This window comes from Rhodopseudomonas sp. P2A-2r (genome assembly GCF_026015985.1).
Taxonomy (GTDB): Bacteria; Pseudomonadota; Alphaproteobacteria; order Rhizobiales; family Xanthobacteraceae; genus Tardiphaga.
On the sequence record NZ_CP110389.1, the window covers coordinates 2,987,482 to 3,003,114 of the forward strand.

Genomic DNA, 15,633 nt, shown 5'->3' on the forward strand with positions numbered 1-15,633 from the left:
GGAGAGAGTTATGGCTAAAGCAAAATTCGAACGTAACAAGCCGCATTGCAACATCGGTACGATCGGTCACGTCGACCATGGCAAGACGTCGCTGACGGCGGCGATCACCAAGGTGTTGGCGGAGACGGGCGGTGCGACGTTCACGGCCTACGACCAGATCGACAAGGCGCCGGAAGAGAAGGCCCGCGGCATCACGATCTCGACCGCTCACGTCGAGTACGAGACCGCCAACCGCCACTACGCCCACGTCGACTGCCCCGGCCACGCCGACTATGTGAAGAACATGATCACCGGTGCGGCGCAGATGGACGGCGGCATTCTCGTCGTGTCGGCCGCTGACGGCCCGATGCCGCAGACCCGCGAACACATCCTGCTGGCGCGCCAGGTCGGCGTTCCCGCGCTGGTCGTGTTCCTCAACAAGTGCGACATGGTCGACGATCCGGAACTGCTCGAACTGGTGGAAATGGAAGTTCGCGAACTTCTCTCCAAGTACGACTTCCCGGGCGATGACATTCCGATCATCAAGGGTTCGGCGCTGGCCGCTCTCGAGAACTCCGACCAGAAGCTCGGTCACGACGCGATCCTGGAGCTGATGAAGGCGGTCGACGCCTACATCCCGCAGCCGGAACGCCCGATCGACCAGCCGTTCCTGATGCCGGTGGAAGACGTGTTCTCGATCTCGGGTCGCGGCACCGTCGTCACCGGCCGCGTCGAGCGCGGCATCGTCAAGGTTGGCGAGGAAATCGAGATCGTCGGTATCCGCGATACCCAGAAGACCATCTGCACCGGCGTGGAAATGTTCCGCAAGCTGCTCGATCAGGGCCAGGCCGGCGACAACATCGGCGCGCTGCTGCGCGGCACCAAGCGTGAGGAAGTCGAGCGTGGTCAGGTGCTGTGCAAGCCGGGTTCGGTCAAGCCGCACACCAAGTTCAAGGCTGAGGCCTACATCCTCACCAAGGAAGAGGGCGGTCGTCACACCCCGTTCTTCACCAACTACCGTCCGCAGTTCTACTTCCGCACCACCGACGTGACCGGTGTGGTCCATCTGCCGGAAGGGACCGAAATGGTCATGCCGGGCGACAACATCGCCATGGAAGTGCACCTGATCGTGCCGATCGCCATGGAAGAGAAGCTGCGCTTCGCTATCCGCGAGGGTGGCCGCACGGTGGGTGCAGGCGTCGTCGCAAGCATCATCGAGTAACAAGTCGGGCAGGGGATAGCGGATTACGATCCGCTATCCCCGACCAGACGCGAAGTTAAGTCGACAAAGAAAGACAACGGCATGAACGGCCAGAATATCCGCATTCGGCTCAAGGCGTTCGATCATCGGATTCTCGATGCATCGACCCGCGAGATCGTCAGCACGGCGAAACGTACCGGTGCACAGGTTCGCGGACCAATCCCGCTGCCGACCCGCATCGAGAAGTTCACTGTCAACCGTTCGCCGCACGTCGACAAGAAGAGCCGCGAGCAGTTCGAGATGCGCACTCACAAGCGTCTTCTCGATATCGTCGATCCGACCCCGCAGACTGTCGATGCTTTGATGAAGCTCGACCTCGCCGCCGGTGTCGATGTCGAGATCAAGCTCTGACGCTTCCTGCACAAGCGGGTTGAGTCTCAGACACGTATTTTAGGTCCAGTCCGGTCATACGGACAGAAAGAACAGGAAGCACGCCGATGCGCTCCGGAGTGATCGCACAAAAGGTCGGAATGACACGGGTCTTTACGGAGACCGGTGAGCACATTCCAGTGACCGTGCTAAAGCTGGGCAATTGCCAGGTGTTAGGTCACCTCACCAGCGAGAAGAATGGTTACGTTGCGCTGCAGCTCGGTTCGGGCACACGCAAGACCGTCTATTTGCCGAAGGCAGAACGCGGCCAGTTCGCCGTTGCCAAGGTTGAGCCCAAGCGGAAGGTCGCGGAATTCCGCGTGTCGGAAGACGCGCTGATCCCGGTCGGCGCCGAGATCATGGCGGACCACTTTGTGGTCGGTCAGTTCGTCGATGTCACCGGCACCTCGGTCGGTAAGGGCTTCGCCGGCGGCATGAAGCGCTGGAATTTCCGCGGTCTGCGCGCCACCCACGGCGTGTCGGTCTCGCATCGTTCGATCGGTTCGACCGGCGGACGTCAGGATCCCGGCAAGACCTTCAAGAACAAGAAGATGCCCGGCCATATGGGCGTCGACAAGATTACCACGCTGAACCTGCGCGTCGTGCAGACGGATGTGGAACGCGGCCTGATCCTCGTCGAAGGTGCCGTTCCCGGCTCCAAGGGCGGCTGGATCGCAGTGCGTGACGCCGTGAAGAAGGCACTTCCGAAGGAAGCGCCGAAGCCCGGCAAGTTCCGCCTGGCCGATGCGGGCACCGAGCAGGAAGCACCTGCCGAGGCGCCTGTCGCCGAGAAGGAGGGCGTGTGAGATGAAACTGAACGTCACCACGCTTGAGGGCAAGGACGCCGGCTCGATCGAGCTGTCGGATGCCATCTTCGGTCTCGACCCCCGCGCCGACATCATCCAGCGTTGCGTCAACTGGCAGCTCGCCAAGCGCCAGGCTGGCACGCACAAGACCAAGGGTCGCGCCGAGATCTGGCGCACCGGCAAGAAGATGTACAAGCAGAAGGGCACCGGCGGTGCGCGTCACGGTTCTGCCCGTGTCCCGCAGTTCCGCGGCGGTGGCCGTGCATTCGGTCCGGTCGTTCGCTCCCATGCGTTTGATCTGCCGAAGAAGGTTCGCGCGCTTGCCCTGCGGCATGCGCTGTCGTCCAAGGCCAAGGATGGCGGCTTGATCGTGATCGAGTCGGCAACTCTGGAAGCCGCCAAGACGAAGGCTCTGCTTGGTCATTTCTCGGGTCTCGGCCTGACCAATGCGCTGATCGTCGACGGCGCCGAAGTTCACACCGGTTTCGCCCAGGCGGCCCGTAACATTCCGAACATCGACGTGCTCCCGATCCAGGGCATCAACGTCTATGACATTCTGCGTCGTCAGAAGCTGGTTCTGACCAAGGCGGCGCTCGATGCGTTGGAGGCGCGCTTCAAATGAAGAATATCGACCCGCGCCATTACGACATCATCGTTGCCCCCGTGGTGACGGAAAAAGCGACTGTTGCGTCCGAGCACAACAAGGTTGTGTTCAAGGTGGCCTCGAAAGCCACCAAGCCGCAGATCAAGGAAGCCGTCGAGAAGCTGTTCGACGTCAAGGTTAAGAGCGTGAATACCCTGGTGCGCAAGGGCAAGACGAAAGTCTTCCGCGGCACCTTCGGTTCACAGTCGGACGTCAAGCGTGCGATCGTGACACTCGAAGAGGGCCACCGCATCGACGTCACGACCGGTCTATAAGGCAGAACGACGATGGCACTTAAAAAATTCAATCCGACGACACCCGGTCAGCGTCAGCTGGTCATTGTCGATCGCTCCGGGCTCTACAAGGGCAAGCCGGTCAAGTCGCTGACCGAGGGCAAGCACTCCTCGGGCGGTCGCAACAACACCGGTCGCACGGTCGTTCGTTTTCGCGGCGGCGGTCACAAGCAGACCTACCGTATCGTCGATTTCAAGCGTACCAAGGTCGATATGCCTGCAAAGGTCGAGCGACTCGAGTATGATCCGAATCGCACCGCCTTTATCGCGCTGCTGAAGTACGAAGACGGGACCCAGTCCTACATCCTCGCGCCTCAGCGTCTCGCGGTTGGCGACACGGTGATTGCCGGAAACTACGTCGACGTGAAGCCGGGCAATGTCATGCCGCTGGGCAACATGCCGATCGGCACCATCATTCACAACGTCGAGCTGAAGATCGGCAAGGGTGGGCAGATCGCCCGTTCCGCCGGCACCTATGCCCAGCTCGTCGGCCGCGACCATGACTATGTGATCGTCCGCCTGAATTCCGGCGAACAGCGCCTGGTTCACGGTCGTTGCACCGGGACCATCGGCGCCGTGTCGAACCCCGACCACATGAACACCTCGATGGGCAAGGCCGGCCGTATGCGCTGGTTTGGTCGTCGCCCGCATAACCGCGGCGTGTCGATGAACCCGATCGACCATCCGCACGGCGGCGGCGAAGGCCGCACCTCGGGCGGTCGTCACCCGGTGACCCCGTGGGGCAAGCCGACCAAGGGCAAGAAGACGCGTTCGAACAAGTCGACCACGAAATTCATTCTCATCAGCCGCCACAAGCGGAAGAAGTAAGGATCGCCGGACATGGTTCGTTCAGTCTGGAAAGGCCCGTTCGTCGAAGGCTCGCTGCTCAAGAAGGCAGATGTCGCCCGCGCGTCAGGCCGTCATGACGTCATCAAGATCTGGAGCCGACGTTCCACGATCCTGCCGCAGTTCGTCGGTCTCACCTTTGGCGTCTACAACGGCCAAAAGCATGTACCTGTCGCCATCAATGAAGAGATGGTCGGTCACAAGTTCGGCGAGTTTTCGCCGACCAGGACCTTCCACGGTCATTCGGGCGACAAGAAAGCCAAGAAGGCTTAAGGACGTAAGTTATGAGCAAACCAAAGCGCGAACGGAGCCTCCCCGATAACGAGGCGAAGGCGATTGCCCGAATGCTGCGGGTGAGCCCGCAGAAGCTTAACCTGGTCGCGCAGATGATTCGCGGCCGGAAGGCTTCGGCCGCGCTCGCCGACCTGCAGTTCTCGCGCAAGCGGATCGCAGTCGACGTCAAGAAGTGCCTGGAGTCGGCGATCGCCAATGCCGAGAACAACCATGACCTCGAGGTCGACGATCTGATCGTCTCCGAGGCCCATGTCGGCAAGGGCATTGTCATGAAGCGTTTCGCCCCGCGCGGCCGTGGCCGTTCGGGACGCATCTTTAAACCATTCGCGCAGCTGACGATCGTTGTTCGTCAGGTCGAAGCAGCGACAGCTTAAGCAGGGCGCGGGAGAATACGATGGGTCAGAAGATCAATCCAATCGGTCTGCGTCTTGGCATCAACCGTACGTGGGATTCACGTTGGTATGCCGGCAAGAACGAATACGGCAAGCTGCTTCACGAGGACGTCAAGATCCGTGAAGTGCTGCACAAGGAGCTGAAGCAGGCTGCTGTCGCCAAGATCATCATCGAGCGCCCGCACAAGAAGTGCCGCGTCACGATCCACTCGGCTCGTCCGGGTGTGGTGATCGGCAAGAAGGGCGCCGACATCGACAAGCTTCGCAAGAAGGTTGCCGACATCACCGCCTCCGACGTGGTGATCAACATCGTCGAAATCCGCAAGCCGGAGCTCGACGCGACCCTGGTCGCCGAGTCGATCGCGCAGCAGCTCGAGCGCCGCGTCGCGTTCCGCCGCGCCATGAAGCGCGCCGTTCAGTCGGCGATGCGCCTGGGTGCCGAAGGCATCCGTATCAATTGCTCGGGCCGCCTCGGCGGCGCCGAAATCGCGCGCATGGAATGGTATCGCGAAGGTCGCGTGCCGCTGCATACGCTGCGTGCGGACATCGACTACGGCGTCGCCACCGCATTCACGACGTTCGGTACTTGCGGCGTCAAGGTCTGGATCTTCAAGGGCGAAATCCTTGAGCACGATCCGATGGCCCAGGACAAGCGTATGGCCGAGGGTGACAATTCGCGGCCGCGTCGCGACGCCGCCTGAGCGGTTCAAATTAGAAGGTTTGAGGGCGTAAGCCATGATGCAACCAAAGAAGACCAAGTTCCGGAAGGCGCATAAGGGCCGGATTCACGGCGTTGCGACTTCGGGTGCGACACTGTCCTTCGGTCAGTTCGGCCTGAAGGCGATGGCACCCGAGCGTCTCACCGCCCGTCAGATCGAGGCTGCCCGCCGCGCGCTGACCCGTCACATGAAGCGTGCCGGCCGCGTGTGGATCCGCATCTTCCCGGATCTGCCGGTGTCGAAGAAGCCCGCCGAAGTCCGAATGGGCTCCGGCAAGGGAACGCCGGAATTGTGGGTTGCGCGCGTCAAGCCTGGCCGCGTGATCTTCGAGATCGACGGTGTCACCCAGCAGGTCGCCAAGGAGGCGTTCACGCTGGCCGCCGCCAAGCTGCCGATCAAGACGCGTTTCGTTACGCGCATTGCGGAATAAGGGTAAAGTCATGGCCGATTTGAAAACCGCCGATATCCGCGCAATGAGCGCCGATCAGATGGAAGACGCCGTCGTCAACCTGAAGAAAGAGCGCTTCAACCTTCGCTTCCAGCGCGCCACCGGGCAGCTGGAAAACACCTCGCGCCTGCGCGAAGCTCGCCGCGATATCGCACGCATCAAGACCGTCGCCGCGCAGAAGCGCGACGCGAAGTCGAAGTAAGGGGCCGAATATGCCGAAACGTACGCTTCAGGGCGTGGTCGTCAGCGACAAGCAAGCAAAGACGGTTGTGGTGCGCGTCGATCGCCGCTTCACCCACCCGATCTACAAGAAGACCATCCGCCGCTCGAAGAACTATCACGCGCACGACGAGAACAACGAGTTCAAGCCGGGCGACATGGTGTGGATCGAGGAGAGCAAGCCGATCTCGAAGTTGAAGCGCTGGACGGTTGTCCGGGGTGAACAGAAGAAAACAGCCTAAGCGCGCCTTGCGCATCAGATCTACGCGCGACTTTGCGCATTAAAAAGAGGACGAGGTGCATCAATGATTCAGATGCAGACCAACCTCGACGTGGCCGATAATTCAGGCGCACGCCGTGTTATGTGCATTAAGGTTCTTGGGGGTTCCAAGCGCCGTTATGCTACAGTTGGCGACGTAATTGTCGTGTCAATCAAGGAAGCCATCCCACGCGGGAAGGTCAAGAAGGGCGACGTCATGAAGGCCGTCGTGGTTCGTGTCCGCAAGGACATTCGCCGCGCCGACGGATCCGTCATCCGCTTCGACCGCAACGCCGCCGTGCTGATCAACAATCAGTCCGAGCCGGTCGGAACCCGCATCTTCGGGCCCGTGCCGCGCGAGCTGCGTGCCAAGAACCATATGAAGATCATCTCGCTTGCGCCGGAGGTGCTGTAATGGCTGCCAAGATTCGCAAGGGCGATAAGGTCATCGTGCTCACCGGTCGCGACAAGGGGCGCACCGGCGAGGTGTTCGAGGTTCGTCCGACCGACGGCAAGGCGCTGGTTCGCGGCGTCAACCTCGTGAAGAAGCACCAGAAGCAGACCCAGGCGCAGGAAGGCGGCATCATCTCGAAAGAGGCGCCGATCCAGCTGTCGAACATTGCCATCGTCGGCAAGGACGGCAAGCCGACCCGCGTGGGTTTCAAAATTCAGGCGGATGGCAAGAAGGTACGTATCGCCAAGCGCTCGGGAGCTGAGATCGATGTCTGAGACCGCATACACTCCGCGTTTACGCGAACAGTTCGACAAGGAAATCCGCGGCAAGCTGACCGAGCAGTTCGGTTATCAGAATGTCATGCAGGTTCCGCGTCTCGACAAGGTCGTGCTCAACATGGGCATCGGCGAAGCCGTGAACGATCGCAAAAAGGCCGACACCGCTGCCGCCGACTTGGCGCTGATCGCCGGCCAGAAGCCGATCATCACCTATTCGCGCGTCGCCATCGCGACCTTCAAGCTGCGTGAAAACCAGCCGATCGGCGCCAAGGTGACGCTGCGCAAGGCGAAGATGTACGAGTTCATCGACCGGCTGATCAACGTCGCGCTGCCGCGCGTCCGCGATTTCCGCGGCCTGAACCCGAAGAGCTTCGACGGCCGCGGCAACTACTCGCTCGGCATCAAAGAGCACATCATTTTCCCCGAAATCGACTTCGACAAGATGGGGGAGACGTGGGGCATGGACATCACGGTCTGCACGACTGCGACCACCGATGACGAGGCCCGTGCGTTGTTGACCGCTTTCAATTTCCCGTTCCGGCAGTGAGAAGCTGACAAGCCTCTCAAACGCGGAAACCCAGGAGCCAAGCATGGCAAAGAAGAGTTCGATCGAGAAGAACAATCGTCGGAAGAGAATGACCAAGAACGCCGCGCCGAAGCGTGCGAAGCTCAAGGCCATCATAGCCGACAAGGAACGTCCGATGGAAGAGCGGTTCGCCGCAACGCTGAAGCTCGCCGAGCTGCCGCGCAATTCCTCGGCTGTCCGCATTCGCAATCGTTGCGAAATCACCGGCCGCTCGCGTGCGGTCTATCGCAAGAACAAGCTCAGCCGTATCGCGCTGCGTGACCTGGGCTCTCGCGGCCTGGTTCCCGGGCTCGTGAAGTCAAGCTGGTAAGGGGGCGGGCATGTCAACGCACGATCCAATCAGCGATCTCATCACCCGTATCCGCAACGCGCAGATGCGCTCCAAGCCGAAGGTTTCGACCCCGGGCTCGAAGATGCGCGCCAATGTGCTCGAAGTGCTGAAGAACGAGGGCTACATCCGTGGCTACGCCAGCGTCGAGCATTCGAGCGGCCGCAGCGAGCTCGAAGTCGAGCTGAAGTATTTCGATGGCGAACCGGTCATCCGTGAAATCGATCGCGTTTCCAAGCCAGGACGTCGTGTTTACGTCTCGGTGAAGAACCTGCCGCGCGTGAAGAACGGTCTTGGCATTTCGGTTTTGTCGACACCCAAGGGAATTATGGCTGACCACGAAGCGCGCGAAGCGAACGTGGGCGGCGAAGTTCTCTTCACGGTGTTCTGAGGAAGGATTAGCCATGTCACGCGTTGGCAAAAAGCCAGTCACGGTTACCGCGGGCGTTACCGCGACCGTCGAAGGCCAGGTCGTCAAGATGAAGGGGCCCAAGGGCCAGCTTCAGTTCGTTGTGCACGACGACGTGTCGGTGAAGCTCGACAACGGTTCCATCACGGTGGCACCGCGGGTCGAGACCAACCGCGCACGCGCGCTCTACGGCACCGCACGGGCGCAGATTGCGAGATCTGCTCGAAGGCGTTACCAAGGGTTTTGAAAAGAAGCTCGACATCACCGGCGTCGGCTATCGTGCCGCGCTGCAGGGCAAGAAGCTGCAGCTCGCGCTCGGCTACAGCCACGATGTCGTTTACGATATCCCGGAGGGGATCCTGGTCACGGTGCCGAAGCCGACCGAGATCCTGATTTCCGGAAACGATTCGCAACGCGTTGGTCAGGTCGCCGCGGAGATCCGCAGCTACCGTCCGCCGGAGCCCTACAAGGGCAAGGGCGTCAGATATTCCGACGAGTTTATCTTCCGCAAGGAAGGCAAGAAGAAGTAACGGAGCCGGTCATGTCGAAACTCAAGATTACGAATGCCCGGCGCAAGCAACGCGTGCGGCTCTCGCTGCGACGGACCGCCAACGGTCGGCCGCGCCTGTCGATCTTTCGCTCGTCGAAGCATATCTATGCCCAGGTGATCGACGATCTGAAGGGGAGACGCTGGCGTCAGCTTCTTCGCTGGAAAAGGCGATGCGCGATATCGGCAAGACGGGTGCGGACGTCGATGCGGCGAAGGCGGTCGGCAAGCTGCTGGCAGAGCGCGCGGTCAAGAATGGCGTCAAGGAAGTGGTCTTCGACCGTGGTGGTTATCTCTACCATGGTCGCGTGAAGGCGCTTGCGGATGCGGCACGCGAGAGCGGGCTCAGCTTCTAAGCGACTTTGGCTTCGAATTGATATTGAACGGACACAAGGACAGAGGCGAAAGCTTCTCAAGGATTGGAAAACACCATGGCAGGTGAACGCGAGCGCGGTGGCGGCCACAGGGGCGGCCGGGAAGAGCGCGATAGTGAATTCGTCGACAAGCTGGTCCACATCAACCGTGTGGCGAAGGTCGTCAAGGGCGGCAAGCGCTTCGGTTTCGCCGCGCTGGTCGTGATCGGCGATCAGAAGGGCAGGGTCGGTTTCGGTCACGGCAAGGCACGTGAAGTTCCCGAAGCCATCCGCAAGGCCACCGAGTCGGCCAAGCGCAACCTGACGCGCGTCGCTCTGCGCGAGGGTCGCACTTTGCACCACGATATCGCTGGTCGCCACGGTGCGGGCCGCGTCTATCTGCGTGCAGCGCCCGCCGGTACCGGCATCATCGCCGGCGGCCCGATGCGCGCCGTGTTCGAAAGCCTCGGCGTCCAGGACGTCGTCGCCAAGTCGATCGGTTCGTCGAATCCCTACAACATGGTTCGCGCCACCTTCGACGCGCTGAAGCATCAGGATTCGCCGCGCTCGGTTGCCGCTCGCCGCAACATCAAGGTGTCCACCCTGCAGTCGCGCCGCGTCGGCGGTGACGCTGAAGTGGTCGCTGAGTAATCACGACTTTTGGAGTTACCACGATGGCCAAGGCCGTAAAGATGATCAAGGTCGAGCAGATCGGCAGCGCAATCCGCCGCCATCATTCGCAGCGCGAGACCTTGATCGGCATGAAGCTCAATAAGATCGGTCGCGTCACCGAACTGCAGGACACTCCTTCGGTTCGCGGCATGATCGCCAAGGTTCAGCACCTCGTCCGCGTGGTCGAGGATAAGTAAGCTCACGTCGCCTTTAGGCAGCCGCAGGGTCGGCTGTACCAGGTGACAACCGACGCTCCTTCGAGGCCCGGGATGACCGCGGCCTCAGGACGGCGGCTCGATAGAGGAAAAGAACGATGAAGCTCAGCGATATCGCCGATAACGCCGGCTCCCGCAAAAGCGTATGCGCGTCGGCCGTGGTATCGGCTCCGGCAAGGGCAAGACCTCGGGCCGTGGCGGCAAGGGTCAGACCGCTCGTTCAGGCGTGCGCATCAAGGGCTTCGAAGGCGGCCAGATGCCGTTGCATCGTCGTCTGCCGAAGCGCGGCTTCAACAACATCTTCCGGCTCGATTTCGCCGAGATCAACTTGGACCGTCTGCAGGACGCCGTGGATGCCAAGACGCTGGACATCTCGGCCGTGATCAACGCGGCATCGCTGGTCAAGGCCCGCATCATCCGTCGCGTCAAGGACGGCGTCCGGGTGCTCGGCCGCGGCGAGATCAAGGCCAAGCTGAACATCGAAGTCCACGGCGCCTCGAAGTCGGCGATCGAAGCCATCGAGAAGGCTGGCGGCACCGTGAAGATCCTGGCGGCCCCCAAGAAGGCCAAGGACGAAGGCGAAGCGGCGTAACATCTGCGTCATCGTCCGCGACAGCGGACGGCCTTGCGCGATGTGGCGGTAGATTTTATCAATGCCGAGCACCAAATGATGTCCGGCGTCTGCCGAGTGCCCCGATTTTCGGGGCATGACGGCGCGAAGGGCGCGGGAGAAAGACAATAATGGTCTCTGCAGCAGAACAACTCGCAGCAAACCTCAACTTTTCGGCCCTCGGCAAGGCCGATGAACTGAAGAAGCGGATCTGGTTCACACTGGGTGCGCTTCTTGTTTATCGGTTTGGCACCTACATCCCGCTGCCGGGCATCGATCCGTCTGCCTGGGAGCAGGTGTTCAAGTCGCAGGCGGGCGGCATTCTCGGCATGTTCAACATGTTCGCCGGCGGCGGTATCAACCGCATGGCGATATTCGCGCTGAACATCATGCCGTATATCTCGGCGTCGATCATCATTCAGCTGCTGACCACCGTGTCGCCGCAGCTCGAAGCCCTCAAGAAAGAGGGCGAATCCGGCCGCAAGACCCTCAACCAGTACACCCGCTACCTGACCGTCATCCTGGCCGCGTTCCAGTCCTACGGCATCGCCGTCGGCCTGCAGGGCGCCGGCAACGTGGTCAGTGAGCCCGGGATGTTCTTCCTGATCTCGACCTCGGTGACGCTCACCGGCGGCACCATGTTCCTGATGTGGCTGGGCGAACAGATCACCTCGCGCGGCATCGGCAACGGCATTTCGCTGATCATCCTGTCGGGCATCGTCGCCGAACTGCCGTCGGCGCTGGCCAACATGCTCGAGCTCGGGCGCCAGGGTGCGCTGTCGACCGGCCTGATCCTGGTCGTGATCGTCATGGCCGTCGTCGTCATCGCCTTCATCGTGTTCATGGAGCGGGCCCAGCGTCGGCTGCTGATCCAGTATCCGAAGCGCCAGGTCGGCAACAAGATGTTCGAGGGCCAGTCCTCGCATCTGCCGCTGAAGCTCAACACCTCGGGCGTGATCCCGCCGATCTTCGCGTCGTCGCTGCTGCTACTGCCTGCCACGGTTGCCAACTTCAACGCCGGCAAGGGGCCGGAGTGGTTTCAGTGGATCACGACCCAGCTCGGCCATGGCCGTCCGCTGTTCCTGGTCATGTACATCGCGCTGATCGTGTTCTTCGCGTTCTTCTATACGGCGATCGTGTTCAATCCGACCGAGACCGCCGACAACCTGAAGAAGCACGGCGGCTTCATTCCGGGCATCCGTCCGGGCGAGCGCACCGCCGAATACATCGACTACGTGCTGTCGCGCATCACCGTGCTGGGTGCGGCCTATCTGGCGGTCGTCTGTCTGATTCCCGAGATCCTGATCTCCTACGCCTCGGTGCCGTTCTACTTCGGCGGCACGTCGCTGCTGATCGTGGTCAGCGTGACCATGGATACCGTGGCGCAGGTGCAGGGCTATCTGCTGGCTCACCAGTACGAAGGACTGATCCGTAAATCCAAGCTGAGGGGCCGCCGCAAATGAGGTTGATTCTTCTCGGGCCGCCGGGGGCGGGCAAGGGAACGCAGGCACTTCGACTCGTAGAGCGTCACCACATCGTTCAACTCTCCACCGGCGACATGTTGCGTGCCGCCGTCAAGGCCGAGACCGAGATCGGCCTCAAGGCCAAGGACATCATGGCCGCCGGCGGCCTGGTGCCTGATGAGGTTGTGATCGGCATCATTTCCGACCGCATCGAACAGCCCGACGCCGCCAACGGTTTCATCCTCGACGGCTTTCCGCGCACCGTGCCGCAGGCAGAGGCGCTCGACAGCCTGCTGAAGTCCAAGGGCCTCAAGCTCGACGCCGCGGTCGAACTGCGTGTCAACGAAAGCGCGCTGCTGCAGCGGGTCGAGGCGCGAGTCGCCGAAATGACCGCGCGCGGCGAAGTGGTTCGCGTCGACGATACGCCGGAAGTGCTGGCCAAGCGGCTGGCAAGCTACCGCACCTCGACCGAGCCGCTGGTCCATTACTATTCGGAGAAGCGCAAGCTGGTCACCATCGACGGCATGATGCCGATCGAGGAGGTGACGCAGGAAATCAACCGGGTGCTCGCCGCCATGATGGCAAGCGACAAGCCGGTGAAGAAGACGACCAAGAAGTCGGCGCGCAAGTCCGCCAGGAAGGTATCCGCCGTGAAGGCCGAATCGGCCCCCAAGGCAGCCAAGAAAACCGTCAAGAAAACTGCCAAAAAGGCGGCCAAGAAGGCCTCGAAGCCGGCGGCCAAGGTCGCCAAAACGGCCAAGAAGGCTACGAAGCCGGCCAAGACGAGCAAGAAATCGACCGCCAAGGCGGCGAAAACGAGTTCCGCCAGGACCAAGGCCAAGTCGGCCGGCCCGGCGGCCCGGAAAGTGACCAAGAAAGCGGCAAAAACCGCCAAGAAGTCCGCGAAAAAGCGCAGCAAGCGCTAGAGGCGGTTGACGAAGCGAAGTTGAATCCTTTAATAAGGCCCCGTATCCAGTCGGATGTATTTCCAACGATGCCGGGCCCCACCAATTCAGGGGACGGGCGTCGTGTATCGCGTTTGCGGTAACCCGCCCGACAGAATGAATATAATGCCGGTCCGTGATGGACTGGTGACAGGAGAGAAGTCTTGGCCCGTATCGCCGGTGTGAACATCCCGACCAACAAGCGCGCTCTGATTGCGCTGCAGTACATTCATGGCATCGGCCAGAAGCACGCGGCCGATATCCTCGAGAAGGTGAAGATCCCTTCGGATCGCCGCGTCAATCAACTCAGCGACGCTGAAGTTCTGCAGATCCGTGAAGTGATCGACCGCGACTATATGGTTGAGGGCGATCTTCGTCGCGAGACCGGCATGAACATCAAGCGTTTGATGGACCTCGGCTGCTATCGCGGCCTGCGTCATCGTCGCGGTCTGCCGGTTCGTGGCCAGCGCACGCATACCAATGCGCGTACCCGCAAGGGTCCGGCCAAGTCGATCGCCGGTAAGAAGAAGTAATCTGCTGGTTTGAATTAGCAGGAGCGGGCCTCGGTCCGCTTCTGTCGTTATTTTTGGTGTAGCCGCTGGCACTACGGCGGCGTTCGAGATCCTCTGAAAGGTTTGATATGGGCAAGGAAGCCACACGCGTCCGCCGTCGTGAACGCAAGAACATTGCATCCGGCATTGCGCACGTGAACTCGTCGTTCAACAACACGACCATCACCATCACCGACGCGCAGGGCAACACCATTGCCTGGTCGTCGGCCGGCACGATGGGCTTCAAGGGGTCGCGCAAGTCGACCCCTTATGCCGCGCAGGTCGCCGCAGAGGACGTGTCGAAGAAGGCGCAGGAGCACGGCATGCGCACGCTGGAAGTCGAAGTCGCTGGTCCCGGTTCGGGCCGCGAGATCGGCGCTGCGCGCTCTGCAGGCCGCGGGCTTCACGGTGACCTCGATCCGCGACGTCACCACGATCCCGCACAACGGTTGCCGTCCGCGCAAGCGTCGGCGCGTTTGATTTGATGCTCGCGGACAGCCCGGCTGTCCGCGACTTTTTGTTTGATGTGTATCGCGCGGGCTGATCCGCGCTCTCCAACGCCAGTGATCTTGACGGCAGGATCTCTTGGCAGTGATGGGTGAAACAGTGACGATCCAGAAAAATTGGCAAGAACTGATCCGACCCAACAAGCTTGTGGTCACCCCCGGCAGCGACCCGACCCGTTTCGCGACCCTGGTTGCTGAGCCCCTCGAGCGCGGCTTCGGCCAGACGCTGGGCAACGCCCTGCGTCGCATCCTGCTGTCCTCGCTGCAGGGCGCAGCCGTGCAGTCGGTGCACATCGACGGCGTGCTGCATGAATTCTCGTCGATCGCGGGTGTCCGCGAGGACGTCACCGACATCGTGCTGAACGTCAAGGACATCGCGATCAAGATGCTCGGCGAAGGCCCGAAGCGCATGGTCGTGAAGAAGCAGGGCCCGGGCGCCGTCACCGCCGGCGACATCCAGACCGTGGGCGACGTTACCGTGCTGAACCCCGATCTGCAGATCTGCACCCTCGACGAGGGCGCCGAGATCCGCATGGAGTTCACCGTCGCTTCCGGCAAGGGCTACGTCGCCGCCGAGCACAACCGTCCGGAAGACGCGCCGATCGGCCTGATCCCGGTCGACAGCCTGTATTCTCCGGTGCGCAAGGTGTCGTACAAGGTCGAGAACACCCGCGAGGGCCAGATCCTCGATTACGACAAGCTGACCATGACCATCGAGACCAATGGCGGGATCACGCCGGATGACGCCGTGGCCTATGCCGCGCGCATCCTGCAGGACCAGCTCAACGTGTTCGTGAACTTCGAAGAGCCCCGCAAGGAAGTCGCGCAGGAGATCATTCCGGATCTCGCCTTCAACCCGGCGTTCCTCAAGAAGGTCGACGAGCTCGAACTGTCGGTTCGTTCGGCAAACTGCCTGAAGAACGACAACATCGTCTACATCGGCGATCTCGTGCAGAAGTCGGAAGCCGAAATGCTCCGCACCCCGAACTTCGGTCGCAAGTCGCTGAACGAAATCAAGGAAGTGCTGGCACAGATGGGTCTGCACCTCGGCATGGAAGTGCCCGGCTGGCCGCCGGAAAACATCGACGAGCTGGCCAAGCGTTTCGAAGACCACTACTAGAATCGAATTGGCGTGGCCGGGTCATCCCGGCCATCGCTTCGGGGCGAACGCAGGCAGCCCACCTGAAAC

Annotated in this window: 23 protein-coding genes and 4 pseudogenes; all 27 read left to right on the plus strand. The window is 61.4% G+C overall.

What is annotated here, in order from left to right:
• Positions 1–10: 10 nt before the first annotated feature.
• The 27 genes and pseudogenes from tuf to ONR75_RS14285 all read left to right on the plus strand — a co-directional run bounded on the left by tuf (position 11) and on the right by ONR75_RS14285 (position 15,564).
• On the plus strand, positions 11–1,201 hold the full coding sequence (tuf, locus tag ONR75_RS14155) for an elongation factor Tu (RefSeq protein ID WP_265083127.1): 1,191 nt from the start codon (positions 11–13) through the stop codon (positions 1,199–1,201).
• An 81-nt stretch (positions 1,202–1,282) separates the two neighbouring features.
• Entirely contained in the window at positions 1,283–1,591 is a 309-nt protein-coding gene (gene rpsJ, locus ONR75_RS14160; protein WP_013166261.1) for a 30S ribosomal protein S10, read from the plus strand.
• A gap of 86 nt (positions 1,592–1,677) precedes the next feature.
• Complete coding sequence (gene rplC / locus ONR75_RS14165; protein WP_265083146.1) at positions 1,678–2,415, plus strand: 50S ribosomal protein L3; 738 nt, start codon at positions 1,678–1,680, stop codon at positions 2,413–2,415.
• A 1-nt stretch (position 2,416) separates the two neighbouring features.
• A complete protein-coding gene (gene rplD, locus ONR75_RS14170) occupies positions 2,417–3,037 on the plus strand; it encodes a 50S ribosomal protein L4 (RefSeq protein ID WP_265083147.1) in 621 nt (206 codons plus the stop codon).
• Positions 3,034–3,333, plus strand: a complete 300-nt coding sequence (locus ONR75_RS14175; protein ID WP_265083148.1) for a 50S ribosomal protein L23 — start codon at positions 3,034–3,036, stop codon at positions 3,331–3,333. Before rplD ends, ONR75_RS14175 begins: the two co-directional genes overlap by 4 nt.
• 12 nt (positions 3,334–3,345) lie before the next feature.
• On the plus strand, positions 3,346–4,179 hold the full coding sequence (gene rplB / locus ONR75_RS14180; RefSeq protein ID WP_265083149.1) for a 50S ribosomal protein L2: 834 nt from the start codon (positions 3,346–3,348) through the stop codon (positions 4,177–4,179).
• Positions 4,180–4,191: 12 nt separating this feature from the next.
• On the plus strand, positions 4,192–4,470 hold the full coding sequence (gene rpsS / locus ONR75_RS14185) for a 30S ribosomal protein S19 (protein WP_265083150.1): 279 nt from the start codon (positions 4,192–4,194) through the stop codon (positions 4,468–4,470).
• Positions 4,471–4,481: 11 nt separating this feature from the next.
• Positions 4,482–4,865, plus strand: a complete 384-nt coding sequence (gene rplV / locus ONR75_RS14190; protein WP_265083151.1) for a 50S ribosomal protein L22 — start codon at positions 4,482–4,484, stop codon at positions 4,863–4,865.
• Between the two features lie 20 nt (positions 4,866–4,885).
• Positions 4,886–5,584 carry a 30S ribosomal protein S3 gene (gene rpsC / locus ONR75_RS14195; RefSeq protein WP_265083152.1) on the plus strand — a complete coding sequence of 233 codons (699 nt, stop codon included), beginning with the start codon at positions 4,886–4,888 and terminating at the stop codon, positions 5,582–5,584.
• Between the two features lie 34 nt (positions 5,585–5,618).
• Positions 5,619–6,032: a 50S ribosomal protein L16 gene (gene rplP, locus ONR75_RS14200; RefSeq protein WP_265083153.1), complete on the plus strand. Its 414-nt coding sequence runs from the start codon at positions 5,619–5,621 to the stop codon at positions 6,030–6,032.
• Positions 6,033–6,042: 10 nt separating this feature from the next.
• Positions 6,043–6,252 (plus strand): 50S ribosomal protein L29, encoded by a 210-nt coding sequence (gene rpmC, locus ONR75_RS14205; protein ID WP_265083154.1) that lies wholly within the window; start codon positions 6,043–6,045, stop codon positions 6,250–6,252.
• Between the two features lie 10 nt (positions 6,253–6,262).
• Complete coding sequence (gene rpsQ, locus ONR75_RS14210; protein ID WP_009797129.1) at positions 6,263–6,511, plus strand: 30S ribosomal protein S17; 249 nt, start codon at positions 6,263–6,265, stop codon at positions 6,509–6,511.
• Between the two features lie 63 nt (positions 6,512–6,574).
• Positions 6,575–6,943, plus strand: a complete 369-nt coding sequence (gene rplN, locus ONR75_RS14215) for a 50S ribosomal protein L14 (RefSeq protein WP_011473865.1) — start codon at positions 6,575–6,577, stop codon at positions 6,941–6,943.
• Complete coding sequence (rplX, locus tag ONR75_RS14220) at positions 6,943–7,257, plus strand: 50S ribosomal protein L24 (protein ID WP_265083155.1); 315 nt, start codon at positions 6,943–6,945, stop codon at positions 7,255–7,257. The genes rplN and rplX overlap by 1 nt, the downstream gene beginning before the upstream one ends.
• Positions 7,250–7,807, plus strand: coding sequence for a 50S ribosomal protein L5 (gene rplE / locus ONR75_RS14225; RefSeq protein ID WP_265083156.1), 558 nt, complete (start codon positions 7,250–7,252; stop codon positions 7,805–7,807). Before rplX ends, rplE begins: the two co-directional genes overlap by 8 nt.
• A gap of 43 nt (positions 7,808–7,850) precedes the next feature.
• Positions 7,851–8,156, plus strand: a complete 306-nt coding sequence (gene rpsN, locus ONR75_RS14230) for a 30S ribosomal protein S14 (RefSeq protein WP_265083157.1) — start codon at positions 7,851–7,853, stop codon at positions 8,154–8,156.
• A 10-nt stretch (positions 8,157–8,166) separates the two neighbouring features.
• Positions 8,167–8,565: a 30S ribosomal protein S8 gene (rpsH, locus tag ONR75_RS14235; RefSeq protein ID WP_265083158.1), complete on the plus strand. Its 399-nt coding sequence runs from the start codon at positions 8,167–8,169 to the stop codon at positions 8,563–8,565.
• Between the two features lie 13 nt (positions 8,566–8,578).
• A pseudogene (rplF, locus tag ONR75_RS14240) lies at positions 8,579–9,113 on the plus strand (50S ribosomal protein L6).
• 11 nt (positions 9,114–9,124) lie between these two features.
• Positions 9,125–9,486: pseudogene (rplR, locus tag ONR75_RS14245) on the plus strand (50S ribosomal protein L18).
• A 75-nt stretch (positions 9,487–9,561) separates the two neighbouring features.
• The gene (rpsE, locus tag ONR75_RS14250; RefSeq protein ID WP_265083159.1) at positions 9,562–10,134 is read left to right on the plus strand and encodes a 30S ribosomal protein S5; all 573 of its coding nucleotides are present in this window, start codon (positions 9,562–9,564) and stop codon (positions 10,132–10,134) included.
• A gap of 23 nt (positions 10,135–10,157) precedes the next feature.
• Complete coding sequence (rpmD, locus tag ONR75_RS14255; protein WP_265083160.1) at positions 10,158–10,352, plus strand: 50S ribosomal protein L30; 195 nt, start codon at positions 10,158–10,160, stop codon at positions 10,350–10,352.
• Between the two features lie 116 nt (positions 10,353–10,468).
• Positions 10,469–10,962, plus strand: a pseudogene (rplO, locus tag ONR75_RS14260) (50S ribosomal protein L15).
• Positions 10,963–11,111: 149 nt separating this feature from the next.
• Positions 11,112–12,443, plus strand: a complete 1,332-nt coding sequence (secY, locus tag ONR75_RS14265; RefSeq protein ID WP_265083161.1) for a preprotein translocase subunit SecY — start codon at positions 11,112–11,114, stop codon at positions 12,441–12,443.
• Positions 12,440–13,369: an adenylate kinase gene (locus ONR75_RS14270; protein WP_265083162.1), complete on the plus strand. Its 930-nt coding sequence runs from the start codon at positions 12,440–12,442 to the stop codon at positions 13,367–13,369. The genes secY and ONR75_RS14270 overlap by 4 nt, the downstream gene beginning before the upstream one ends.
• 182 nt (positions 13,370–13,551) lie before the next feature.
• A complete protein-coding gene (rpsM, locus tag ONR75_RS14275) occupies positions 13,552–13,920 on the plus strand; it encodes a 30S ribosomal protein S13 (protein ID WP_265083163.1) in 369 nt (122 codons plus the stop codon).
• 107 nt (positions 13,921–14,027) lie between these two features.
• Positions 14,028–14,418, plus strand: a pseudogene (gene rpsK / locus ONR75_RS14280) (30S ribosomal protein S11).
• A gap of 114 nt (positions 14,419–14,532) precedes the next feature.
• Positions 14,533–15,564: a DNA-directed RNA polymerase subunit alpha gene (locus ONR75_RS14285; RefSeq protein WP_265083657.1), complete on the plus strand. Its 1,032-nt coding sequence runs from the start codon at positions 14,533–14,535 to the stop codon at positions 15,562–15,564.
• The last annotated feature ends 69 nt before the right edge of the window (positions 15,565–15,633 follow it).